This is a genomic window from Synechococcus sp. CBW1006 (genome assembly GCF_015840525.1).
Classification (GTDB): Bacteria; Cyanobacteriota; Cyanobacteriia; order PCC-6307; family Cyanobiaceae; genus CBW1002.
In genome coordinates, this window is the sequence record NZ_CP060396.1 from 987463 (window position 1) to 1011411 (window position 23949).

The 23949-nt window shown below is 68.6% G+C and carries 18 protein-coding genes; 14 read left to right on the plus strand and 4 right to left on the minus strand.

What is annotated here, in order from left to right; translation table 11 throughout:
- Positions 1-73: 73 nt before the first annotated feature.
- The 7 genes from H8F26_RS04655 to purF all read left to right on the plus strand — a co-directional run bounded on the left by H8F26_RS04655 (position 74) and on the right by purF (position 10561).
- Entirely contained in the window at positions 74-2176 is a 2103-nt protein-coding gene (locus H8F26_RS04655; protein ID WP_231605471.1) for an AarF/ABC1/UbiB kinase family protein, read from the plus strand.
- Between the two features lie 97 nt (positions 2177-2273).
- Positions 2274-2873, plus strand: coding sequence for an alpha/beta hydrolase (locus tag H8F26_RS04660; RefSeq protein WP_231598119.1), 600 nt, complete (start codon positions 2274-2276; stop codon positions 2871-2873).
- Positions 2874-2996: 123 nt separating this feature from the next.
- Positions 2997-4055, plus strand: coding sequence for a threonine synthase (thrC, locus tag H8F26_RS04665; RefSeq protein ID WP_197158982.1), 1059 nt, complete (start codon positions 2997-2999; stop codon positions 4053-4055).
- 496 nt (positions 4056-4551) lie between these two features.
- The gene (gene dnaN / locus H8F26_RS04670; protein WP_197158983.1) at positions 4552-5697 is read left to right on the plus strand and encodes a DNA polymerase III subunit beta; all 1146 of its coding nucleotides are present in this window, start codon (positions 4552-4554) and stop codon (positions 5695-5697) included.
- Between the two features lie 5 nt (positions 5698-5702).
- A complete protein-coding gene (locus H8F26_RS04675; RefSeq protein WP_197157838.1) occupies positions 5703-6512 on the plus strand; it encodes an RNA methyltransferase in 810 nt (269 codons plus the stop codon).
- 74 nt (positions 6513-6586) lie between these two features.
- A complete protein-coding gene (gene purL / locus H8F26_RS04680) occupies positions 6587-9016 on the plus strand; it encodes a phosphoribosylformylglycinamidine synthase subunit PurL (protein ID WP_197157840.1) in 2430 nt (809 codons plus the stop codon).
- Positions 9017-9082: 66 nt separating this feature from the next.
- Positions 9083-10561 (plus strand): amidophosphoribosyltransferase, encoded by a 1479-nt coding sequence (gene purF / locus H8F26_RS04685; RefSeq protein ID WP_231605472.1) that lies wholly within the window; start codon positions 9083-9085, stop codon positions 10559-10561.
- Between the two features lie 18 nt (positions 10562-10579).
- Here the strand turns inward: purF and H8F26_RS04690 are convergent, their stop codons facing one another.
- The 3 genes from H8F26_RS04690 to queG form a co-directional block, all read right to left on the minus strand.
- Positions 10580-13042, minus strand: a complete 2463-nt coding sequence (locus H8F26_RS04690) for a DNA topoisomerase (ATP-hydrolyzing) subunit A (protein WP_197157844.1) — start codon at positions 13040-13042, stop codon at positions 10580-10582.
- Between the two features lie 68 nt (positions 13043-13110).
- Positions 13111-14046, minus strand: a complete 936-nt coding sequence (locus H8F26_RS04695) for a tetratricopeptide repeat protein (RefSeq protein ID WP_197157846.1) — start codon at positions 14044-14046, stop codon at positions 13111-13113.
- A gap of 61 nt (positions 14047-14107) precedes the next feature.
- Complete coding sequence (gene queG, locus H8F26_RS04700; RefSeq protein WP_197157848.1) at positions 14108-15058, minus strand: tRNA epoxyqueuosine(34) reductase QueG; 951 nt, start codon at positions 15056-15058, stop codon at positions 14108-14110.
- A gap of 35 nt (positions 15059-15093) precedes the next feature.
- Here queG and H8F26_RS04705 point away from each other — a divergent pair, with 35 nt between their 5' ends.
- The 7 genes from H8F26_RS04705 to H8F26_RS04735 all read left to right on the plus strand — a co-directional run bounded on the left by H8F26_RS04705 (position 15094) and on the right by H8F26_RS04735 (position 22894).
- Positions 15094-15744, plus strand: coding sequence for an HpsJ family protein (locus H8F26_RS04705; protein WP_197157850.1), 651 nt, complete (start codon positions 15094-15096; stop codon positions 15742-15744).
- A gap of 58 nt (positions 15745-15802) precedes the next feature.
- Positions 15803-16531, plus strand: a complete 729-nt coding sequence (locus tag H8F26_RS04710) for a DUF502 domain-containing protein (RefSeq protein WP_197157852.1) — start codon at positions 15803-15805, stop codon at positions 16529-16531.
- Positions 16531-17154 carry a transcription antitermination factor NusB gene (gene nusB / locus H8F26_RS04715; RefSeq protein WP_197157854.1) on the plus strand — a complete coding sequence of 208 codons (624 nt, stop codon included), beginning with the start codon at positions 16531-16533 and terminating at the stop codon, positions 17152-17154. Before H8F26_RS04710 ends, nusB begins: the two co-directional genes overlap by 1 nt.
- A gap of 443 nt (positions 17155-17597) precedes the next feature.
- Positions 17598-19118 (plus strand): signal recognition particle-docking protein FtsY, encoded by a 1521-nt coding sequence (ftsY, locus tag H8F26_RS04720; RefSeq protein WP_370594687.1) that lies wholly within the window; start codon positions 17598-17600, stop codon positions 19116-19118.
- A gap of 88 nt (positions 19119-19206) precedes the next feature.
- On the plus strand, positions 19207-20703 hold the full coding sequence (locus tag H8F26_RS04725; RefSeq protein WP_231605474.1) for a PP2C family protein-serine/threonine phosphatase: 1497 nt from the start codon (positions 19207-19209) through the stop codon (positions 20701-20703).
- A 105-nt stretch (positions 20704-20808) separates the two neighbouring features.
- Positions 20809-22284, plus strand: coding sequence for an argininosuccinate lyase (gene argH / locus H8F26_RS04730; RefSeq protein WP_197157855.1), 1476 nt, complete (start codon positions 20809-20811; stop codon positions 22282-22284).
- Positions 22285-22369: 85 nt separating this feature from the next.
- Positions 22370-22894 carry an RNA-binding protein gene (locus H8F26_RS04735; protein WP_197157857.1) on the plus strand — a complete coding sequence of 175 codons (525 nt, stop codon included), beginning with the start codon at positions 22370-22372 and terminating at the stop codon, positions 22892-22894.
- A gap of 10 nt (positions 22895-22904) precedes the next feature.
- Here H8F26_RS04735 and dusA read toward each other — a convergent pair whose 3' ends face one another.
- A complete protein-coding gene (gene dusA / locus H8F26_RS04740) occupies positions 22905-23945 on the minus strand; it encodes a tRNA dihydrouridine(20/20a) synthase DusA (RefSeq protein ID WP_197157859.1) in 1041 nt (346 codons plus the stop codon).
- Positions 23946-23949: the final 4 nt, after the last annotated feature.

The window sequence follows — 23949 nt, forward strand, 5'->3', positions numbered from 1 at the left end:
TTCGCCCCGACCGTAGCGGCCTTGCGATTGTTCTAGAAGAGGGTGTACGGGATTGCGCCACAGGCGCTGGGGCATGGTTCGAACCGCCGCTGACGCCGCTGCCGACGCCATGCGCGCCGCTGTCTTCGGAGAGGCTGGCGTGGAAGAGAGGGTCCTCGAAGAGGCTGCGCATCAGGACAGTGTTTTCAGAGATGCAGTCCACTCGGCAACTCCACGCTCATCAGCGCGTCCAGGAGGGGAGGCTGGAGGATCGACACCCTGGCCGGATCTGAGCACCACCGCTCGAGGCGGCTCGCCCGAGCTGGGCGATTTCATTGAAGCCGCCGGCCTGCTGGAGTACGACCCGGCAGCGATCACCAGGATCTATGCCGGACATCCCCAGCGGCTCCTGCGCCGACTGGCCCAGACCCTGATTCCGATCGGCCTCTATCTGCTCGGTGTGGGGACCGACTGGCTGCTGGGCATGCTGGCCAACCCTGAACGCTCCCGGGCCAGGGCCCGCGAATGCGCCAACCTGCTGGTGGATCTGGGGCCCGCGTTCATCAAGGCCGGACAGGCCCTCTCCACCCGGCCGGACATCGTTCCGCCGATGCTGCTGGAGGAACTGGCCCAACTGCAGGACCAGCTGCCGGGCTTCGATTCAGCCCTGGCGATGGCCTGCATCGAAGAGGATCTGGGCGCACCGGTCGAAGCGATCTACGCCAGCCTTGAACGGGAGCCGATCTCGGCTGCGTCCCTGGGACAGGTCCATCGCGGCGTTCTCCGTACCGGTGAGCGGGTGGCCGTGAAGGTGCAGCGTCCAGGACTGAGGGAGCAGATCACGCTGGATCTCTACATCGTGCGCAATATCGCCGCTTGGCTGAATCAGAACGTGCGGCTGATCCGCAGCGATCTGGTCGGGCTGATCGATGAGCTGGGCCGGCGGGTATTCGAGGAGATGGATTATTTCCATGAAGCCGCCAATGCCGACCGCTTTCGCGCGCTGCACGCCCACAACCGCCTGATCGCCGTTCCCTTGATCTACCACCAGGCCACCAGCCGCCGGGTGCTCACGATGCAGTGGATCGAAGGGGTGAAGCTCACCAACCTCGAGGCGGTCCAGGCCCTCGGCATCGATCCGGATGTGATGGTGAGCATCGGAGTCGACTGCAGCCTGCAGCAACTGCTGGAGCACGGATTCTTCCACGCCGATCCCCACCCCGGCAACCTGCTGGCCCTGAGCGACGGGCGGTTGGCCTATCTCGATTTCGGCATGATGAGCGAGGTGAGCCGTGAGGCCCGTACGGGCTTGATTCAGGCGGTGGTTCATCTGGTGAATCGCAACTTCAGCGCCCTGTCCAAGGACTTCGTCAGCCTCGGCTTTCTGGCAGAGGATGTGAACCTGGAACCGATTGTTCCCGCCTTCGAGAGCGTCTTCGGCCAGGCGCTGGAGATGGGCGTGAGCCGGATGGATTTCAAAGCGGTGACCGATGATCTCTCCGGGGTGATGTATCGCTTCCCCTTCCAGGTTCCGCCCTACTACGCCCTGATCATCCGCTCGCTGGTGACCCTCGAGGGCATCGCCCTGAGCGTGGATCCTGATTTCAAGATCCTCGGTGCCGCTTATCCCTACTTCGCCCGCCGCCTGATGGAGGATCCCGATCCCAGCCTGCGGCAGAGCCTCAAGGAAATGCTCTTCGATGGCGAGATCTTCCGCTGGCAGCGCCTCGACAACCTCATCGCCAGCGCCTCCAAGGGGAGCCAGCTCGATCTGGACACCCTGCTCGACCAGGTGCTCGATTTCCTCTTTTCTCCCCAGGGGGGTCTGCTGCGTCAGCAGCTGGTCGACGCGGTGGTGGAGCGGATGGATGCGGTGGCCTGGCAGGCCACCCTGCGGCTCGGCCAACGGCTGCCGACCAGGCTGCAGCCACCCGGTCTGCGCCGCCGCGATCCCTGGGAAGCCAGCGAGCCCTTGCTGGATCTGGAACCGGTGCGGCAGCTGGTGCTGATCCTGCGGGCCCTGCCCGGCTTCGAACCCCAGTTGCTGCTGAAGCGGCTGCCGCGTCTGGTGGGGGAACCCGATCTGCGCCGCATGGGGGCCCAGGTCGCCCGGGGGCTGGCCGAACGTGGCGTGGTGCGGCTGCTGCGGGATGTGTTGGTGGCGCCCCAGCGCAGCGCCGATCTGGCCAGTGCCTGAAGCGAGCGGGGGCGGTGAACCGGCCTGTCCCGCAGCCGCCACTCAGCTCCCACCCAAACACTGCTCCTACGATGAAGGCCATTCTTCGGAGAGTTCCGTGCAGAAGCGGTCCGGGCGGCAGCCCCGCCAGTGCCACCGTCTGGGGGCCGCCCTGCTGGGACTCGGGCTCTGGGCCAGCTCCCCTGCGGCCCTGGCCGGCGAGAACCTGGTGTTCGTGAGCGGGGCCTTCCGCCGCTCGATTCCAGTGGCGGATCTGGAGCACCTGGCCACCACCGGAGAGGCCCGCGGTCTGCTCGCGGACGTGCTCAAGTTCAGCAAGCAGAAGCCGGAAGAAGCCGCCAAACTGCTCAACCAATCGATGACCGTTCCGGTCGTGCTGGTCAGCCGCCTGCTCAACACCAGCATCGGCGAGGCGATCCTGGCGCGGGCCGCCCAGATCATCTACCCACTCAACGCTGAGACGGTGGGGGTGCAGGCGATGCGATCGGCGCTGGTGCTGGGTGCCGCTGAAGACTCCGGCAAGCTGTCGCCAATCGGCTTCCTCAAGGCCTACCCCACCAACGAGATCGAGGTCAGCATTCCTGCCTTGCTGGGGCTGATGAGCAAGGCGAGCTCCGTGACCGACCTGGTGCGCTTCTTCTCGGAATCTCCCCTTGATGGCCTGCGAGGTGATGTCGGTGCCAAGCCTGGCTCCTGAATCCGGGCCAGGGTCAGCCTGAGTCGCGCCGTAGATTCGCCTCCAGCCTCCAGACCCTGCCCCGTGCCCCTGCTCCGTTCCTTCCGGCGCCATGGCACCGGTCCCTTCGGCGCCCAGCCGGTGATGCAGGACTGGCCGGGCCTGATTGAGGCCTACCGCGCCTGGCTGCCGGTGAGCGATGCCACGCCGGTGGTGACCCTGCGGGAAGGAGCCACGCCGCTAATCCCGGCTGCGTCGATCGCCGAACGGATCGGCCGTGGCGTGCGGGTGTTCCTCAAATACGACGGTCTCAACCCCACCGGCTCCTTCAAGGACCGGGGTATGACCATGGCGATCAGCAAGGCCAAGGAAGCGGGTTCGGAAGCGGTGATCTGCGCCAGCACCGGCAACACCTCCGCCGCGGCCGCGGCCTATGCGCGCCGGGGTGGCATGCGGGCCTTCGTGCTGATCCCGGATGGCTACGTGGCCCAGGGGAAGCTGGCCCAGGCCCTGCTGTACGGCGCCGAAGTGCTGGCGGTGCAGGGCAACTTCGACCGGGCCCTGGCGATCGTGCGGGAGGTGGCTGACCGCTACCCCGTCACCCTGGTGAACTCGCTCAATCCCTTCCGCCTTCAGGGGCAGAAGACCGCCGCCTTCGAAGTGGTGGACGCCCTCGGCGAAGCGCCCGACTGGCTCTGCATTCCGGTCGGCAACGCCGGCAACATCAGCGCCTACTGGATGGGCTTCCGCGAGTACCGCCAGGCAGGCCGCAGCTGGAAGCTGCCGAGGATGATGGGCTTCCAGGCCGCCGGAGCCGCCCCGCTTGTGCTGGGCCACACGGTGGAGCAACCCGACACGATCGCCACCGCCATCCGCATCGGCAACCCGGTGAACAAGGAGAACGCCCTCAAGGCCCGGGCCGAGAGCAACGGTGACTTCATGGCCGTGACGGACACCGAGATCATTGAGGCCTACAAGCTGCTCGGGGCTGGAGAAGGCGTGTTCTGCGAACCGGCCAGCGCCGCTTCGGTGGCGGGGCTGCTCAAACGACGTGAGGAGGTACCGAGCGGCGCCACGGTGGTGTGCGTGCTCACCGGCAATGGCCTCAAGGACCCCACCACGGCCATTGAACACAACGACGCCAAGTTCCACGCCGGCATCGAACCCGACACGGCCACAGTGGCCAAGGTGATGGGCTTCTGAGCCTCACGGCCCTGGGATCAGCGCGACCGCGGCTCTGGTCATCAGCCCCCGATCGGGGGCTTTTTTGTTGCGAATCAGCGGGATCTCAGGACGCAGCCAACCCTGAAACCGCCTGCTGAAAACCCCGGGAAAAGGGATTCCCTGAGCTGGGGAAAATGAACGCGACCGGACACCCGGGACGGCCCTGGTTTTCCCCAGGGCCGGGATTTGGTGGAAAGCTGCGATTTCCAGGGTTTTCCTCCGGCGTTTTCCTCATGCCTGTGAGAGCAAAACAGTTGCAGCGCAAAGGGTTTAATGCTGTTTTCCCCCGATTCCCCAGGCTCTACGACTACGGGTTGGGATTGTTATTCAGAAAAAAATCAATCCTTTTGGCAGTCGGGTTGGGGAAAGTGGGGTGGAAAGCGGGAATCCGGCCAGCCGGTGCGTTGCGCTTGGCGCCGCCCTGTGGAACGGTGGTGGGGCCGATCTGCCGGCCGCCAGGCCTCCAGAAACCCCCATGAAGCTGGTCTGTTCCCAGGCCGAACTCAGTGCCAGCCTTCAGTTGGTCAGCCGGGCCGTCTCCGCTCGGCCCACCCATCCGGTGCTGGCCAACGTGCTGCTCACCGCCGATGCCGGCACCGGTCGTCTCAGCCTCACCGGCTTCGACCTCAGCCTCGGCATCCAGACCAGCCTGCCGGCCTCCGTGGAGGCCAGCGGCGCCATCACCCTGCCGGCCCGGCTGTTCGGCGAGATCGTCTCCCGTCTCTCCTCCGACAGTCCGATCACGCTCCACTGCGACGACGGCACCGAGCAGGTGGAGCTCACCTCCCTCTCGGGCAGCTACCGCATGCGGGGCATGCCTGCCGATGACTTCCCCGATCTGCCCCTGGTGCAGGCCGGCACCCCGATCCGTCTCGATGCCGAGGCCCTGGTCAAGGGCTTGCGCGCCACCATCTTCGCCAGCAGCGCCGATGAGGCCAAGCAGGTGCTCACGGGCGTCCATCTCCGCCTCGAGAACGACTCACTCGAGTGCGCCGCCACCGATGGCCACCGGCTGGCCGTGCTCAAGCTGGATCAGGCCCTGCGCATCGATCCCGAGGTCGAGAGCGAATCCTTTGCCGTCACCGTGCCGGCCCGGTCCCTGCGGGAGCTGGAGCGGCTGCTGAGTGTGCGTCAGTCGGATGATCCGCTCAACCTCTTCTGCGACCGCGGCCAGGTGGTGTTCCTCTCGGCGGATCAGGTGCTCACCAGCCGCACCCTCGATGGCACCTATCCCAACTATCGCCAGTTGATCCCCGACAGCTTCGGGCGCAGCATCGCCATGGATCGCCGGGCTTTCACGGCCGCTCTGGAGCGGGTGGCGGTGCTGGCCGATCAGCACAACAACGTGGTCAAGATCAGCACCGAGCCGGCCTCCGCTCAGGTGCACATCCGCGCCGACGCCCAGGACGTGGGCAGCGGCGCCGAGACCCTGGCGGCCCAGCTGGAAGGGGAGCCGATCGAAATCGCCTTCAACGTGCGCTACGTGCTTGAAGGGCTCAAGGTGATGGCCAGCGAGCGGGTGATCCTGCACTGCAACGGACCGACCACGCCGGCGGTGCTCTCGACGGCCGATGAGGGCGCCTTCACCTATCTGGTGATGCCTGTTCAGATTCGCGGTTGAGTGGCGTGGCCCTTCCCGAGCAGCTGCTGCTCAGCGATCTGCTGCAACGCCGGGTCCGCTGCGACCAGGGCCTGGATCACGGTCCCGGCCTGATCGGCTGGATGCATCCGCCGGTCCACCGTCTGCTCGGTTGGGTCACCAGGCCCTCGGCCTTCGGCAATCAACGGCTGGTCTGGCGGCTGAATCAGCTGCGGGGGCTCGGGGAGGGTGAGGCCTATGTGCAGGGAGAGCCGGCCGAGACGGATCCGGCCACTTTGGAGCGGCTGCCGACCCTGTTCGATGCCGCCCTGCTGGGCCAGGAGGGCCAGCCCCTCGGCAGCGTGGTGGATGCGGCGGTGGAGCTGCGCAGTGGCCGCATCCGCCACTACCTGATTGCCCGCAGTGATCCGCGGCTGCCGGGCAGCAGCCGCTGGCGCCTCACCCCCGAGCGGATCGTGGATCAACAGCCCGGCATGGTGCGCACGGCCCTGGGCAGCCTCGACGAGCTGCCCCTGGCCCGCGCCAGCGTGCGGCAGGAACTGCTGCGCCGCTCACGGCGCTGGAAGGAGCAGCTGGAACAGGAGACCGGCCGCTGGCGCGACCAGATCGATCAGGTGGGGGATCGCTTTGAAGGCCGGCTGGAGGGTTGGCTGGAGGAGCCCCCCTGGGAGCCCCAGGGGCGTTGGCGGGAGGACCCCGAGGATCCCCTGGAGCGCAGGCCGGAGCGCGAGGCCTGGGATCAGTGGGAGAGCGACTCTGATCCCGACGAGGCACTGCCCCGCTCCCAGCCGCGCTCCCGCAGGGATCCCGGCGCTGATGCCGATCCCTGGGTCTGACGGCCCGATCCGCCTGCCCAGCCGGGTTGGTCGGCCCCTCGGCCAGAGTGGAGCACCGTTGCCTGGCTGCCACCATGCCGTCCCCCGCGGCTTCCGCCTCCTTTTCGCTGCCCGAGGCGCTGCGCAAGGAAGGCCTGAGCCAGGCCGATTACGACGAGATCGTGCGGCGGCTTGGGCGGGAACCGAATCGGGCCGAACTGGGCATGTTCGGCGTGATGTGGTCGGAGCACTGCTGCTACCGCAATTCACGGCCACTGCTCAGCCAGTTCCCCACGACCGGCCCCCGCATCCTCGTGGGCCCCGGTGAGAACGCCGGCGTGGTCGACCTGGGCGAAGGGCAGCGGCTCGCCTTCAAGATCGAGAGCCACAACCACCCCTCGGCCGTGGAGCCGTTTCAGGGGGCGGCCACGGGGGTGGGCGGCATCCTGCGCGACATCTTCACCATGGGCGCCCGGCCGATCGCCCTGCTCAATGCCCTGCGCTTCGGGCCGCTCGAAGATGAGCGCAACGTGGGTCTGATGGAGGGCGTGGTGGCCGGCATCGCCCACTACGGCAACTGCGTCGGTGTGCCCACCGTGGGCGGTGAGGTGGCCTTCGACCCCAGCTACTCCGGCAACCCGCTGGTGAATGCCATGGCCCTGGGGCTGATGGAAACCGAGGAGATCGTCTGCTCCGGCGCCGAGGGGGTTGGCTATCCGGTGGTCTACGTGGGCAGCACCACCGGTCGCGATGGCATGGGCGGTGCCAGCTTCGCCAGTGCCGAGCTCACCGCGGCCTCCCTCGACGACCGCCCCGCCGTGCAGGTGGGCGATCCCTTCCTGGAGAAGGGTCTGATCGAGGCCTGCCTCGAGGCTTTCCAGAGCGGTGATGTGGTGGCCGCCCAGGACATGGGCGCCGCCGGCCTCACCTGCAGTTGCTCCGAGATGGCCGCCAAGGGGGGGCTGGGCATCGAGCTCGATCTCGACCGGGTGCCCGCCCGCGAGAGCGGCATGACCGCCTACGAGTTCCTGCTGAGTGAGTCCCAGGAGCGGATGCTGTTCGTGGTGAAGCCCGGGCGTCAGCAGGCGTTGATGGAGCGTTTCACCCGCTGGGGCCTGCAGGCGGCGGAGGTGGGCCGGGTGCTCGAGGAGAACGTGGTGCGGGTGCTGCAGCACGGGTCGGTGGCGGCGGAGGTGCCCGCCAGTGCCCTGGCCGACGACACCCCGATCAACCACCACACATTGCTCAGCGAGCCCCCCGCCGCCATCCAGGCCCACTGGCGCTGGAGCGAGGCCCAGCTGCCGCAGGCCACCCAGGCTGGCATCACGCCGGTGAACGGCCCCCTGGCCGGTCAGAGCCTGGGCTGGGGTGCGGTGCTGCTGCAGTTGCTCGACGACCCCACCATCGCCTCCAAGCGGTGGGTGTTCTGCCAGTACGACCATCAGGTGCAGGCCAACACCGTGGTGCTGCCCGGCGGAGCGGATGCGGCCGTGGTGCGGTTGCGGCCCCAGCGGGGAGAGGGGGCGATGCAGGCCGCCAGCCGCGGTGTGGCGGCGGTGGTGGACTGCCCCAACCGCTGGGTGGCCCTCGATCCGGAGCGCGGCGGCATGGCGGCTGTGGCCGAAGCGGCCCGCAACCTCAGCTGCGTCGGTGCCGAACCCCTGGCCGTGACCGACAACCTCAACTTCCCGTCGCCTGAGACCCCCACCGGCTACTGGCAGCTGGCCCTGGCTTGCCGCGGCCTCTCGGCGGCCTGCAGCGCCCTGGAGACCCCAGTGACCGGTGGCAACGTCTCCCTCTACAACGAGACCCGGCTTCCAGACGGCCAGATGCAGCCGATTCACCCCACCCCCGTGGTGGGCATGGTGGGGCTGGTGTCCGATCTCGCGCTGGTCCGTGGCCTGGCCTGGCGTCAGCCCGGCGATGCCATCTGGCTGCTGGGGGTGCCGCTGGACGCCACCGCCTCGGCACCTGCCACGGCTTCGGAGCCCGATGAGCGGGTCAGCCTGGCCGGCAGCAGCTACCTGGAGCGCATTCACGGGGCCGTCACCGGTCGGCCGCCGCTGATCGATCTGCAGCTGGAGAAGCGCGTCCAGGCCTTCCTGCGTCAGGCGATTGCGCAGGGCCTGGTGGCATCTGCCCACGATCTCAGCGACGGAGGGCTGGCCGTGGCCGTGGCCGAGGCCTGCATCGCCTCCGGTCTGGGGGCAGAGCTGCAGCTGCCGGCCGGTGACCTCCGGCCGGATCGTCTGCTGTTCGCCGAAGGCGGTGCCCGGGTGCTGGTGAGCATCGCGGGCGCCGATGCCGCCGCCTGGCAGCAGGCCCTCGATCAGGCCGCCGCCGCTGGTGCCGCCATTCCGGCCCAGTGCCTCGGTGCCGTGCAGGCCGCCTCCGGGGCCCCTGCTGCCCTGACCTTCAACCGCGGCGGCACGACCCTGCTGAACCTGGCCGTGGACGACCTTGGTGAGGCGTTTGAACAGGCGATCCCGCGGCGCCTGGGCCAGGCGCTGCCCCCCAGCGTTTAGCCGGTCCGAGCCCTGATGTCGCGGCTGATGCACAATGATGCAGTCAAGCTTTAGGTGGGCAGGGTCTTGCAGCAACACCAGCCCGTTGCCCGTGATGAGCTGAGGCCCGACAAGCCTGAGGAGGCCTGTGGGGTATTCGCCGTGCTGTCCCCCGGTCAGCCGGTGGCCAACCTCACCTACTTCGGTCTCTACGCCCTGCAGCACCGCGGCCAGGAGTCGGCCGGTATCGCCGTGTTCGATGGCCCCAAGGTGCGGCTGCACAAGGACATGGGCCTGGTCAGCCAGGTGTTCGACCAGGACGTGCTCGAACGCATGCCCGGCGACCTGGCGATCGGCCACAACCGCTATTCCACCACCGGCAGCAGCAAGGTCTGCAATGCCCAGCCGGTGGTGCTGATGACCCGCCTCGGGCCCTTTGCGCTGGCCCACAACGGCAACCTGGTCAATGCGGCGGAGCTGCGCCTCTCGCTGGATCACCTCGCCGGTGAGTTCACCTCCACCACGGATTCGGAGCTGATCGCCTTCGCTGTGCAGCACGCCGTGAACGGGGGCCTGGGCTGGGATGAGGCCATCCGCGCGGCCGCCGGCCAGTGCCGCGGTGCCTTCAGTCTGGTGATCGGGACCCCCGAGGGCCTGTTTGCCCTGCGCGACGGCCACGGCATCCGTCCCCTCGTGTTCGGCCACATCGGTGAGCGGCAGGAGGCCCGCTGGGTGGCCAGCAGTGAAACCTGTGGGCTCGATATCATCGGCGCCACCTACATCGATGATGTGGGTGCCGGCGAGATCATTCACTTCCGTGTTGGTGAACCTGAACCTCTGCGCAGCCGCTGGTGTGAAGAGCCGGCCAAGTTGTGCGTGTTCGAGATGATCTACTTCGCACGCCCCGACAGCCGTTTCTTCGGCGAATCGCTCTACAGCTACCGCGTCCGCATCGGCGAAGCTCTGGCCCGTGAAACCCCTGTGGAGGCTGATCTGGTGATCGGCGTGCCCGATTCCGGCATTCCGGCCGCGATCGGCTACTCCCAGGTCAGTGGAATCGCCTTCGCCGACGGTCTGATCAAGAACCGCTACGTCGGTCGCACCTTCATCCAGCCCACCCAGGCGATGCGGGAAGCGGGCATCCGCGTCAAGCTCAACCCCCTGCCGGATGTGCTCGCCGGCAAGCGGGTGGTGGTGATCGACGACTCGATCGTGCGGGGCACCACCAGCCGCAAGCTGGTGGCGGCCCTGCGGGAGGCCGGCGCCACCGAGGTGCACATGCGCATCAGCTCACCGCCGGTGACCCACCCCTGCTTCTACGGCATCGATACCGACACCCAGGATCAGTTGATCGCCGCCCGTCTGACCCTGGCTGAGATCAGCGCCCATCTCGGCGTCGATTCGCTGGCCTACCTCAGCAAGCAGGGCATGGTGGACGCGGCCCAGGCCAATTCCAGCCACTTCTGCACCGCCTGCTTCGACGGTGCCTATCCGATTGACCTGCCGGACGAAGTCAGGGCCAGCAAGCTGATGCTCGAACCGGCCGGTCTGGCGCTGGTCGGCTGAAGCGAGATTCTCCGCTGTTCAGCCGGTGATCAGGGGCACCAGGGCCTGAACCGTTTCCCGTTCGCGCAGGCCCAGCAGTTCGCCGTCGCCGCTGCTGTCCTGGCGCTCCAGCTCTGCGGTGGCGAGCCGCACGCTGCGGATCTCTGAGATCACAACGCTCACCATGGCCGTTTCGGCTCCGCAGAGATCCACCAGGGCATCACGGCGATCGCGGAAGCGGATGGCGATCTGGCCCAGATCACCCCGCTGACACGGCCGCAGATTCTCCACGGCCAGGCGCTTGAGCAGGCCCAGACGGCTGGCCAGCAGCACGTCTCCGCCGGTGGCCACGGCGGCGGCGCCCACCACTGCCTCGCCCGGCAGCAACCGCAGCAGTACCGGCCCCTGAGCGGTGCGTCCCATCAGCGGCAGGTTGGCTTCCTCCACCGCCAGACGCAGCAGGCGGCCGGTGCTGCTGGCCACCACCACATCCTGGCCGTCATGGCAGGGCACCACCCGCAGCAGGTGGACGCCCTCCTTGAGCTTGAGCACGGTGGCGGCCCGGCCGGAGAGTTCCTGAAAGTCCTCCAGGGGAAGCCGCTTGAAGCGGCCGTCGCTGCTGAGCAGACCGAGGCTTGTGCCGCTGGCCTGGCTGGGCAGAGGCAGCACCTGAACCACCGTTTCGCCCTCGAGGCTGTCGGGCAGGAAGCGCTCCAGCCCTCCCTGTTGCTGGCCGGCAAATTCCCAGCGCAGCAGGGCCACCCGGCCATTGGCGGTGAAGGCGAGCAGGTTGGGCTGGCCGGCGGTCGGCAGGATCAGCCGGGCTGGCGGTGGCTGTTCCGCCAGTGGCGCGGGTTCCTCGAGATGGAGGCGGCCCAGCAGCTGCGGGCCGACGATCTTCACGGATCCATCGGCCAGGATCAGCAGGCGGCTGTCGCTGGCCAGGGCCTCGAAGGCCTGCTGGCGCTGCAGTTCGGCGTTGGGACGCACGGCGGCGCTGCGCTGCGCCACCAGCTCATCGCCCCCCTCGATCAGGCGGGTGCGTCGCGGCGTGGCATAGCGCTTGCGCAGGCGCTTCAGTTCGGCCACCAGATGGTCAAGCAGGGCGTCGCGGTCGTCGAGCAGGGTGCGCAGACGGCTGCGTTCGACCCGCAGTTCCTCGACCTCCTTGCGCAGGCTCTCCTGTTCCAGTCCCGTGAGCCGCCGCAGCGGCATCGCCAGCACCGCATCGGCCTGGCGCTCGCTCAGATCCAGCTGCACCTGCAGGCTGGCGCGGGCGGTGGCGGAATCGGGAGCCGCGGTGATCAGGGCAATCACCTGCTGGAGCGCCTCCAGGGCCCGGATCAGGCCTTCCACCACCTCCAGCCGGTCTTCGCAGCGGCGCAGGGCATGGTTGGTCCGGCGGATCAGGGTGAGTTCGCGGTATTCCAGGAATTCCTGCAGCATGCGCCGCAGGGTGAGCTGCACCGGCTGGCCGTTCACCAGGGCCAGCAGAATGGCGCCGAAATTGCTCTGCAGGGCGGTGCGGCGCTGCAGGTCGGCCAGCACCTTGGTGGCGTCCGCATCACGGCGCAGTTCCACCACCACTCGCATGCCTTCGCGATCGCTTTCATCGCGGATGTCGGCGATGCCGCCGATCTTGCCCTCATTCACCTGGTCGGCCAGCTTCTCGATCCAGCCGGCCTTGCTGAGCTGATACGGCAGCTCGGTGATCACGACGGCACTGCGGCGGTGGCGACCCTTGCCGGGCTGCACCTCCTCGGTGTGGGCCACCCCCCGCATCGGAATGCTGCCGCGGCCGCCCAGGTAGGTGTCGCGAAGACCGCTGCCGATCAGCACCTCGCCGCCGGTGGGGAAGTCGGGGCCGGGCACCAGTTGCAGCAGCTTCTCGTCGCTGAGGTCGGGCTTGCGCACCAGGGCGATCAGGGCATCCACCACCTCGCCGAGGTTGTGGGGCGGGATGCTCGTGGCCATCCCCACGGCGATGCCGGTGCAGCCATTCAGCAGCAGGAAGGGCAGCTGGGCCGGCAGCACCGTGGGCTCCTGCTGGGAGCCGTCGAAGTTGGGGGCGAAATCGACCGTGTCGCTGCCGATCTCCTCAAGCATCGCCTCATGGGCGATCGGAGCCAACCGGGTTTCGGTGTACCGCATCGCCGCCGGCGGATCGTCATCGACGGAGCCGAAGTTGCCGTGGCCGTCCAGGAGCGGGTGGCGGCTGGCGAAGGTCTGCACCAGCCGCACAAGGGCGTCGTAGACCGCCTGATCACCGTGGGGGTGGTATTTGCCGAGCACATCGCCTACGACCCGGGCGCACTTGCGGTAGGGCCGATCCGGGGTCAGTCCCAGCTCGTGCATCGCGAACAGGATGCGCCGCTGCACTGGCTTGAGCCCATCGCGCACGTCCGGAAGGGCCCGTCCCACGATCACGCTCATCGCGTATTCGAGGTAGGAGCGCTGCATTTCCTGATGCAGGGCGATGGGCTGAACGCGCTCCTCGGCCATCCGGGTCTTCGGTGTGAGGGCGAAAAGTGGGGCTCAGCCTACAGATCCTGTGCGGTTTCTCCCCGAGGTCAAGGTGTCGACTCCTCCGGATCCGTGCTGGATTCTGCGTTGGCGTTGGCGCGGTCCACCACGCTCTTGAGCTCTGGATCCTCCAGAAGCCGGCGGGTGCTGGCCCTCAGTCTGTCGCCCCAGAGCTGTTCTTTCTGAAAGCTGTCGAGCACGTAATTGGGTTCGTCATCCAGGGCCTGGGCCGCCAGCTGGCGAGCCTCTGCCTGCTGCTGCGGTCCACTGGCGTAGAGGCCGGCTGCCAGCGCCAGGCTGGGTTCGGCGGCTTCGGGTCGGATCTTCAGCACCCGGCGCCAGCGATCGATCGCCTCTTTGCCGCGGCCCTGCTCGTAGAGCACCAGACCCTGGTTATTGATCGCTTCCCAGAAGTCTTTGCGCAGGCCGGAGGCCCGCTCAAAGGCAGAGAGAGCTGCGCCGGAATCGCCCAGCAGCAGATGGGCGTTGCCCAGATCGAAGTAGGCGCCGGGATTGCGGCCATCCAGCTTGATCCCCTGTTGCAACAGACCCACCGCCTGTTGCGGTTCGCCGTTGCGCAGGGCCAGGGATCCCTGGGCGAACCAGATGCCGGGATTGCGCGGATCGAGTTCCTTGGCCCGGGCCAGGGCAGCGGCGGCCTCGTCGAGCTGGTTGCTGCGCAGCTGGGCTTCCGCCAGCAGCAGCCAACCGCGCGGATCCTGGGGCAGCAGCTGCACGGTGAGCGCCGCCAGTCGCGCGGCGTCCTCGGCCTGGCCAAGCCGCAGCAGCCGGCCGGCCGCCTGGGCAATTCCCAGACCAGCGCCCGCCAGTTCCGGGCTCTGGGGGACGAACACATAGGGCACCAGCGCCCGGGCCGGCGCCATCTGAGTGGCCCACAGGCCGATCCCCAGCGGCATGGCCAGGGCCCAGGTCCGCAGACTCCGCCTCGCCAGGCTCGCGGCCGGCGTGAACTCAGATGCCATCCCTTTGCTCCTGAACTGCCACCAGCGCCGGATCACAACTGCCCAACAGGGAGGCTCCACCCTAGGGACAGCCGCTCGCCCTGCCTGCCGCCGCCGCCCGCAGATTGCGGCGCCACATCCAGGGCTTGATGCGGCGCAGGGCCGAGGCCCGCAGGTGCTCGTCCCAGGTGGCGTCATCCCAGCCCAGGGCCGTCTCGGCCCGCAGGTTGAGCAGCCAGGGCCGCGGCTGCACCTCCGGGTCGGGGCTGCTCTCCAGCGGCTGCTGATTCCACGGACACACGTCCTGGCAGATGTCGCAGCCGGCCACCCAGGGGCCCATCGCCGCGGTGATGGGCTCCGGTAATTCCGAATCGCGATTTTCGATCGTGTGGAAGGCGAGGCAGCGGCGGGCATCCACCACAAAGGGTTCCGGCAGGGCGCCGGTGGGGCAGGCCTCGAGGCAGCGGCTGCAGGAGCCGCAGAGTGGTTCGGCGGGGTGGTCGGCCGGCAGGTCCAGGGTGGTGAGCAGATGGCCCAGCAGCAGCCAGGATCCATGCTGGCGATGGATCAGGTTGCCGTTCTTGCCGATCCAGCCGAGGCCTGCCTCCTCGGCCCAGGCCTTGTCCAGCAGCGGCGCGCTGTCCACGCAGGCACGCCAGCCGGTGCCCGGTGCTTCGGCCTCGAGCCACCGCCCCAGACGCCGCAGGCGACCATCGATCACCCGGTGGTAGTCACGCCCCCAGCCGTAGCGGGCCACCGCCAGGCTGCCGGGTGCCCGCTCGGCCGCCACGTAGTAACTGAGGCCCACCGCCAGCAGGCTGCGCACCCCCGGCAGCAGGGCCTCCGCAGTGCGGCGGCGCGGATCGCTCATCCAGGCCATGGAGCCCTGGTGGCCGGCCTCCAGCCAGCGCTGCAGCGCCGCCGTGCGCAGAGCCAGTCGCGGGCCGGGGGGCACAGCGGCGATGCCCACCGCCGCGAAGCCGAGCGCCGTCGCCTGCTGCTTGAGGGCGACCGCCAGGGCGGCCCGGCTCACGGCCCGTACAGTTGCTCCATCCCGTCATCCTGCCTGTGAGTTCCGCCACCTTCGGTCGCCTCGGCTTTCTGCTCCGTTGGCTGGGAATCACGCTGGTGGTGCTGTTGCTGCTGCAGCTGGCGGTGCTGTTGCCCCTCTGGAACTGGGGCGAGGAGGGCTACCGCCAGCTCGTCGTCGATCGGCTCGTCACCCAGTCGCCGATGGCCCTGGTGGGTGTGCTGCTGATGCTGTTCGGTGGCCGCCTCGACGAGCCCACTGCAGGCCGCACCCCCCTGCGCTGGGTGGTGGCGGTCCTGAGCGCCGTGCTTGCCATCGCTCTGCTGGTGGCGGTGCCGATGTCGATCAGCGGCGATCGGGCCATGGCCGATCAGACCGATCAGGGCCTGGCGGCCAAGAAGGGCCAGCTGGAGATGGCCCGGGCCCAGATGGAGAACCCCGAGGCGATTCAGCAGTTCGTCCAGCAGGCCGAGCAGGCCGGCCAGCTGCCCGCCCAGGGCACCGATGAGCAGAAGCGTCAGATGGTCAAGGAGCTGATGGGGCGCCAGCTTGACCAGGCCGAGCAGCAGCTTCGGCAGCAGGAGCGGGCCCGCGATCTGGCCGTGAATCAACGCCGCATCGGCGGTACCGGCACAGCCGTTGTTCTGGCGGTCTCCTTCGTACTCGTGGCCCTCGTCGCTCTGCTCTGAAGCGGTGCCTGGCTAAGTTGCCAGCAGGTTGCTATAGGCCGGAGCTCCGGGTTGTCGTTTGGTTCCATCCAGTCCCAGGCCTGATCAGCCGCTGGGCGATCGCCTCCAGCAGGATCTCAAGAACGATCTGATCGCCGGTCTGCTGGTGGTGATCCCGCTGGCCACTACCATCTGGCTGGCCACCACGGTGAGCCGCTTCGTGCTGGCGTTCCTCACCTCGATCCCGAAGCAGTTCAATCCCTTCAACACCCTCAACCCGGTGTTGCAGGAGCTGATCAACCTCGGCGTCGGTCTGCTGGTGCCGCTGCTGGGCATCCTGCTGATCGGCCTGATGGCCCGCAACATCGTGGGCCGCTGGCTGCTGGAGTTCGGCGAGGGAACCCTGCTGCGCATCCCCCTGGCCGGCTCGGTCTACAAAACCCTCAAGCAGCTGCTGGAAACCTTCCTGCAGGGCAATTCCGGCCGCTTCCGCCGGGTGGTGCTGGTCGAGTATCCACGCGAGGGTCTCTATGCGCTCGGCTTCGTCACCGCCACCCTGGCCACCAGTCTCCAGGCCAGTTTCACCGAGCCGATGCTGAGCGTGTTCATCCCCACCGCTCCCAACCCCACCACCGGCTGGTATGCAGTGGTGCCCGAGAGCTCCGTCAGAGACATCGACATCTCGGTGGAGGATGCCTTCCGCACGATCATCTCGGCCGGCATCGTCAGCCCCGACGAACGCGAGCCCACGTCCAATCGCAGCTTCTCCAGCCTGCTGGCCCAGCTGCGCGCCCCCCAACTCTCCTGATGCAGAGCCGCACCCTTGCCCGCGAACTGGCCCTGCTGATGCTCGGCCAGACCAACGACCGCGTTCCAGCGGCCGATCTCTCGCTCGAGACCCTGCTGCAGCAGGCCATGGCCAGCCTCAGCCAGCACGTGCGTGAATCGCTCGATCGCTCCGCGGAGGATCTGCAGGGTGCCCAGCAGCAGCTGCTCGACAGCGAGCTGCAGGACAGCGGCGAGGCCAGCTTGCCGAAGGTGCGCCAGCATCTGCAGGAGGGCATCGCCCAGGCGGAGCAGGCCCTGAATCGGCTGTCGGCCAGCCTGGAGCTGCCGCGCCTGCTGCTGCTCTCCGACCAGGACGACGTGCGTCGTGGTGCCCTGGAGCGGGCCCGGGAGGTGCTGCGGCAGCGCGAGGCTGTGGATGCCCGTCTCGATGGCGTGATGGAGGGCTGGCGTCTCGGCCGCCTGCCCCGCATCGACCGCGACATCCTGCGCCTCGCGGTGGTCGACCTGGAGCACTTCCAGACGCCGCCGGCGGTGGCGTGCAACGAGGCGGTGGAACTGGCCAACCGCTACAGCGACGAGCAGGGCCGCCGCATGATCAACGGCGTGCTGCGCCGCTTCACCCGGTCCGTCTCCGCGAGCTGATCGCCATGGTGTTCGACTGGTTCAAGCGCAACCTGGTCCCTCGCAGCCAGCCGCAGCAGGAGCCCGAACCGGCTTCGGTGCCGCCTGTCCCCGGCCAGGATTCGGAGGCGATCGCTCCTGAGGTTGCGGAGCCCGGGTCACCGGACGGACGGGCTGCAGACGGGTCCGTCGCGTCGCTCGAGCCTCCGGGGCCCTCCGAACCCGCAACCTCGGAGCCTTCCCAGCCGGCGTCAGCCCCGATCGAGCCGGCAACGGCTGCCCCAGCACCCAGCCCCTCCGGTTCCCCGGCGAGCGGCCCCTCCGTCGATCAGGACGCTCTGGAGTGGGCCCGTCAGGCCTATGCTCGGCTCAAGGCCCAGCAGCAGGCTGCCGCCGCCGCCGCGGAGCCTGCCCCAGCCCAGCCTGCCGCCGTTCCAGCCCCCCCGGCTCCCGAGCCGGGGGCCTTGCCAGCGTCTGCAGCGCCACCCACCCCTGAGCAGGCCCCCCCACCGCAGCCCCTGCCTGAGCAGGTTCCGACTGAGCCCCCCGGGCCCAGTGCTGCGTCCGTTGATGTGGCCCAGGAACTGCCGCCTCAGGAGTCCAGCGCCAGAGCTAGTGCCACCACGCCGATTGATGCCGGTGGTTCTGCCACCGCCTCTTCTGCTTCTGCTTCTGCACCCTCTGCCTCAGCTTCCTTTGAGGAGTCAGACGTTGCAGCGTCGTCACCAGACAACTCCCCCAGCGCCCCATCGCCGCAAGCTTCCCCTGCACCCGCGGCCGGTCTGTCCCTGCTTGAGCAAGCCGCGGCCCAGCGGCGCCAGCGTCAGCAGGAGCTGATCGCCTCCGCGGAGCTGGCTGACACCGGCTCTGCTCCCGCACCCTCAGAGACTTCCACTTCCACTTCCACTTCCGGCTCCCCTGCAGTCGCTCCTGCTCAGCCCTCGCCGCAGGCGGATGCCGCCGAACCCAGCCTCGGCGCCTTCGACGACACCTTCACCTGGTCGGCCGAGGTGCTGGCCGCCCAGGGCCGCCAGCTCGACGACATCTCCCTGGAGGAGATCGACTGGCTGGGTCGTCTGCGCCGCGGCCTTGAGAAGACCCGGCGCGGTTTCGTCACCCAGCTGCTCGATCGCCTCGGCGACGATCCGCTCACCCCCGAGGTGCTCGACGACTTCGAAACCACCCTGCTGCGCGCCGATGTGGGCGTGCAGGCCACCGATCAGGTGCTCGAGGCCCTGAGGCAGCGCCTCAACGAGGAGGTGGTGGACCCGGCTGAAGGCATCCGGTTCCTCAAGGAACAGCTGCGTGGCCTCCTGGACGAACCGATCACCGCCAGTGGCGTTCCCCTGCTCGCCCCCGAGCGGGAACGGCTCAACGTCTGGCTGATGGTGGGGGTCAACGGCGTCGGCAAGACCACCACCCTCGGCAAGCTGGCCAACCTGGCGGTGCGCAGTGGCTACAGCTGCCTGATCGCCGCGGCCGACACCTTCCGGGCCGCCGCCGTGCAGCAGGTGCAGATCTGGGGTGAGCGCAGCGGCGTGGCGGTGATCGCCAACCCGAGCGCCAATGCCGATCCCGCTGCCGTGGTTTACGACGCCATCGGCGCGGCCCAGTCCAAGGGCACCGAGCTCGTGCTGGTGGACACCGCCGGCCGCCTCCAGACCAAGCACAACCTGATGGAGGAGCTGGCCAAGGTGCGGCGCATCATCGACAAGCTGGCCCCCGATGCCGCCGTGGAATCGCTGCTGGTGCTGGATGCCAGCCAGGGTCAGAACGGCCTGCGCCAGGCGATGGCCTTTGCCAAGGCCGCCGGACTCACGGGCGTGGTGCTCACCAAGCTCGATGGCAGTGCCCGGGGCGGTGTGGCCATCGCCGTGGCCCACGAGGCCGGTCTGCCGATTCGCTTCATCGGCGCCGGCGAGGGAATCCGCGACCTGCGGCCCTTCAACAGCTTCGAGTTCGTCGAGGCCCTGCTGGCGGTCTGAGCCGTTCGACCCAGGCTTGCGCCGCAGCCGTGCCGCCGTGGTGCCCCGGTTGCGATGGCGTCCATGGCGATCGGAAACCACTGCTACCTTGCGAGCTCCCCGCGGCCGCTCCTTGAGCACCAAGCCGCCGCCCAGGGCCGCCATGGCCCCGTCGCCGCTACCCGCCAGCGCCGATCCTGCCGCCGTGCAACCGGACCCCGAGGCGATCGCGCCCCCCGCCTCTGCACCACTCACGGCCACAGCTTCGCTGCGGCAGCTGCTCGACAGCCTCAGTCGCGAGCAACGCCGCAACGGCGAACTGCTGGCGTCGCTGGGTTTCGCCCTGCGCAGCTTCACCAACCTCAGCCGTTTTCTCGAGCTGGTGGCCCTGGTGGCGGCGCGGCTGGTGGAGGCCGAGGGGGCCCTGCTGGTGGTCTTTCACCCCGATGGTCGGCTCTGGCGCGAGCAGCTGCAGGCCTCGCCGCCGGATCGCTGCGCCAAGCTGCTGCGCCAGATCGCCGCTCTGCCCGACAGCGACCTCCAGGCCCAGGCCAGTGAGGAAGCGGTGGTGCAGCTGCTCGATCAGCTGGTCGCCCGACTGCTCGGTGAGGTTCAGGTGTTCGGCACGTCGGTGGTGGCCCGCAGCAATCAGCGGGGGCGGCTCTACGTGTTCAGTGGCCCGGATGGGTTGTGCTGGAGCGAGGTGAACCAACGCCACATCCAGCTGGTGGCCGATCTCACCGGTGTTGCCCTGGAGAACGAGCTGCTGCTGGCGGATATGCGGCGCCACGAGCGGCTCGATCGCCAGCTCAGCAGTGGTGCCGAGATCCAGGCCCAGCTGCTGCCCGACCACTGCCCGGTGATTGAGGGGGTGGAACTGGCGGCCCGTTGCCGGCCGGCCTTCCAGGTGGGCGGCGATTACTACGACTTCATCCCCACCCGGCCGCAACTGATGGGCCGCCGCCGCGAGCAGGGGCGTTGGGCGCTGGTGATGGGCGATGTGATGGGCAAGGGGGTGCCGGCGGGTCTGCTCATGACCCTGCTGCGGGGCATGCTGCGGGCGGAGGTGCTGAGCGGCCACGCGCCGGATCGGATCCTGCACGACCTCAACCAGCTGGCCCAGGAAGACCTGGCCCACTCGCACCGCTTCGTGACGCTCTTCTATTCCGATTTCGACCCCCGCACCCGCCTGCTGCGTTACGCCAATGCCGCCCACAATCCACCACTGATCTGGCGGCGCCAGAGCGGCAGGGTGGAGCGGCTCGATGCCCCGGGTCTGCTGATCGGTCTGCAGAGCGAGGCCGAGTACGGCTGCGGCCAGCTGGTGCTGGAACCCGGAGACGTGCTGCTCTATTACACCGATGGTGTCACCGAAGCCCCCGGTCTCACCGGCGAGCGCTTCGAGGAGGAGCGTCTCGTGCGGGCACTGCATGCCGCCTGTCGGTCTGGGGTGGGTGCCCAGGGGATCCTCGATCACCTGTTCGCCCGCCTCGATCGCTTCGTCGGCGACGATCGCCAGCCCGACGACGATGCCTCCCTGGTGGTGCTGAAGGTGCGCGAGGAGGTGATGCTGCCGTCCCTGCCCGCCGCAGCCGGTCTGCGGTGAAACGCTGGCCGCAGCAAGGCCCGACCGCCGCTGAGGCCAGCGGCCCTGGCTGAATCCCATCGGCCCTGGGTGGCAAGCTGACGGATCGCCCCAGTGCCTGGCCCGATGGCAGCCGACTCCCCCTCCCCCTCCACCAGCGGTGCGGCCACCGGCGAGCCTGCGGATCGGGGTGTGACCGGCGGAACGGCCGGCAGCTGGAGCGATCGTTTCGAGCAGGGGCTGCATCCGGCGATCGAGCGTTTCAATGCCTCGATCGGGTTCGACATCGCTCTGCTGCAGCAGGATCTCGATGGCTCCGTGGCCCATGCCCGCATGCTGGGCCGCTGCGGCGTGATCAGCGCGGAGGAAGCCGATCAGCTGATCGAGGGTCTGGAAGCCGTGCGGGCCGAGGCGGCCGCCGGCCTGTTCCAGCCGGGCCTGGAGGCCGAAGACGTGCACTTCGCCGTGGAACGGCGCCTGATCGAAGGGCTCGGCCCCCTCGGCAAGAAGCTCCACACCGGCCGCAGCCGCAACGATCAGGTCGGCACCGATCTGCGCCTCTGGCTGCGGCAGCAGATCGATGCCATCGATGCGGCCCTGGCGCGTTTTGAGCGCGCCCTGCTGGCCCAGGCCGAACGCCATTCCGAGGTGCTCATCCCCGGTTACACCCACCTGCAGCGGGCCCAGCCGGTCTGCCTGGCCCACCATCTGCTGGCCTACATCGAGATGGCCGAGCGCGATCGCTCCCGCCTCGCGGATGTGCGGCGGCGGGTCAACATCTGCCCCCTCGGGGCGGCGGCCCTGGCGGGGACGCCGGTGCCGATCGATCGCCGTCAGACGGCCGCCGAGCTGGGTTTCGACACCATCTACGCCAACAGCCTCGATGCGGTCAGCGACCGCGATTTCGCCGTGGAATTCATGGCCGCCGCCAGCCTGGTGCTGGTGCATCTCAGCCGCCTCAGCGAGGAAGTGATCCTCTGGGCCAGCGAAGAGTTCGGCTTTGTGGCCCTCACCGACCGCTGTGCCACGGGTAGCAGCCTGATGCCCCAGAAGAAGAACCCCGATGTACCGGAACTGGTGCGGGGCAAGAGCGGCCGGGTGTTCGGCCATCTGATGGGCCTGCTCACGATGATCAAGGGGCTGCCGCTTGCTTACAACAAAGATTTCCAGGAAGACAAGGAAGCCCTGTTCGACGGGGTGCGTACCTGCCTGGATTGCCTTGAGGCGATGGCGATCCTGTTCGAGGAGGGGCTGGCCTTCCGTCCGCAACGCCTCGAGGCGGCTGTAGCCGCTGATTTTTCCAATGCCACCGATGTGGCCGATTACCTGGTGGCTCGGGGGGTGCCCTTTCGCGAGGCCTACCAGCTTGTCGGTGGTCTGGTGAAGACCTGCCTGCAGGAGGGAGTGCTGCTCCGGGATCTGCCCCTGCCGCGCTGGCAGGCGTTGCATCCGGCTTTCGCCGACGACATCTACGCCGCCATCGCACCGCGGCAGGTGGTGGCCGCCCGCCGCAGCGAGGGTGGCACGGGCTTCGAGCAGGTGCAGGCGCGGCTGCAGGTGATGCGGCAGCGGCTGTTGCCCCAGGACCGTTGCACGCCGTGACCTCTGCCCGCCGGAATCCCGGCGATTGGCCACTTCGCTCCTAGGCTTCTGTGGTCGTCGGCGCCGCGTGGCGCCCCCCAGGTCCGTGAGTATTTTCGTTGGCAACCTCCCCTTCCGCGCGGAGCAGGAAGATGTGGCGGAGTTGTTTGCCCCCTTCGGCGAGGTGAGCAGCTGTGCGCTGCCGCTGGAGCGGGATTCGGGGCGCAAGCGTGGCTTCGCCTTTGTCGAGATGGCGGATGAGGAGACCGAAGCCCGTGCCATCGAGGGCCTTCAGGGTGCCGAGCTGATGGGTCGCCCCCTGCGGATCAACAAGGCCGAACCCCGTGGCAGCGCCCCGCGTCGTGGTGGTGGTGGGTACGGCGGCGGCGGTGGCGGCGGCTATGGCCGGGGCGACTCAGGCGGTGGTGGCGGCTATGCCGCCGATCGGGGATCCGGAGCCCGTGGCTGGGAAGACCGCAGCTACGGCGGTGGCGGCGGCGCTCCTTCCGGTGGTTATGGCGGCGCCTCGGATGGCTTTGAAGCTGGCCGCACCCGCCGTCGCCGCAGCGGCGGCGGATCGGCTGAGACCGGTGCTGCCGATGGTGGCCACTACAGCGGAGCCGAAGGCTGAACCGGCTGCTTCAGTAGCCGCGCTCCTCCAGCTGGAGCGCGGCCTGCTCCAGGACCTCCACGCCGGCCTGGCGTGACCCGGCTGCCCTGGTGAGGTCCCGCCGCCAGTGGCGTGCCCCACTCACGCCTTCCACCACCTGCACCAGGTGACGAGCGATCGGCCAGAGGCGCCCGCCGCTTGAGCACCAGCGTTCGGCGTGGGGCATCACGCCCCGCACCACGGTGGAGGCCCGGGCCATCGGTCGTGCGGTGTCGTTGAACAGATCGGCGTCCACACGTGCCCAGCGCAGGGGATGGTCATAGGCCGCCCGGCCCACCATCACCCCGTCCACGAGATCGAGGTGCTCCAGGCAGGCCGCCGGCGTCTGCAGACCACCGTTCAGTTCGATCGTGAGGGCGGGACGATCGGCCTTGAGCCGATGGACCAGCGCATGGCGCAGGGGGGGGATGGTGCGGTTCTGCTTGGGATCGAGCCCTTCCAGCCAGGCTTTCCGTGCATGCACGGCAAAGCGTTGGCAGCCGGCCGACGCCACCGTGTCGACGAAGTCCAGCAGCGCCTCGTAGGAGTCATGGTCATCGATGCCGATCCGGTGTTTCACCGTGACCGCCAGGCCGCTGGCCTCGGCCATGGCCGCCACGCAGCGGGCCACCCGCTGAGGATCAGCCATCAGACAGGCGCCGAAGCGCCCCTGCTGCACCTTCTGGCTGGGGCAGCCCACGTTGAGGTTGATCTCGTCGTAGCCCCAGGCGGCAGCGAGTGAGGCGGCCTCCGCCAGGAGCACCGGATCATCACCGCCCAGCTGCAGTGCCAGGGGATGTTCGATCGGATCGAAACCGATCAGCCGCTCCAGACGCCGCTGCCGCTCCTGCGGATCGCGATGGCGGCTGGCATGGTGGAGCGCCTGCGCCACCACCATTTCCGTGTACAACAGGCAACGGCGGCTCACCTGGCGCATCAGCACCCGGAAGTGCCGATCGGTGTAGTCCAGCATCGGCGCCACACTGAAGCGATGACTGGTGATCGGGTGACGGCTGTCGACGGTGTGTGCCATGACC

Coding starts and splice junctions, on each gene's coding strand:
- nusB (WP_197157854.1), top strand. CDS start 16,531: ATGCAGAGCCGCACCCTTGCCCGCGAACTGGCCCTGCTGATGCTCGGC.
- H8F26_RS04690 (WP_197157844.1), bottom strand. CDS start 13,042: ATGGCCGAGGAGCGCGTTCAGCCCATCGCCCTGCATCAGGAAATGCAG.
- thrC (WP_197158982.1), top strand. CDS start 2,997: ATGCAGGACTGGCCGGGCCTGATTGAGGCCTACCGCGCCTGGCTGCCG.
- dusA (WP_197157859.1), bottom strand. CDS start 23,945: ATGGCACACACCGTCGACAGCCGTCACCCGATCACCAGTCATCGCTTC.
- H8F26_RS04655 (WP_231605471.1), top strand. CDS start 74: ATGGTTCGAACCGCCGCTGACGCCGCTGCCGACGCCATGCGCGCCGCT.
- dnaN (WP_197158983.1), top strand. CDS start 4,552: ATGAAGCTGGTCTGTTCCCAGGCCGAACTCAGTGCCAGCCTTCAGTTG.
- purL (WP_197157840.1), top strand. CDS start 6,587: ATGCCGTCCCCCGCGGCTTCCGCCTCCTTTTCGCTGCCCGAGGCGCTG.
- argH (WP_197157855.1), top strand. CDS start 20,809: ATGGCAGCCGACTCCCCCTCCCCCTCCACCAGCGGTGCGGCCACCGGC.
- H8F26_RS04695 (WP_197157846.1), bottom strand. CDS start 14,046: ATGGCATCTGAGTTCACGCCGGCCGCGAGCCTGGCGAGGCGGAGTCTG.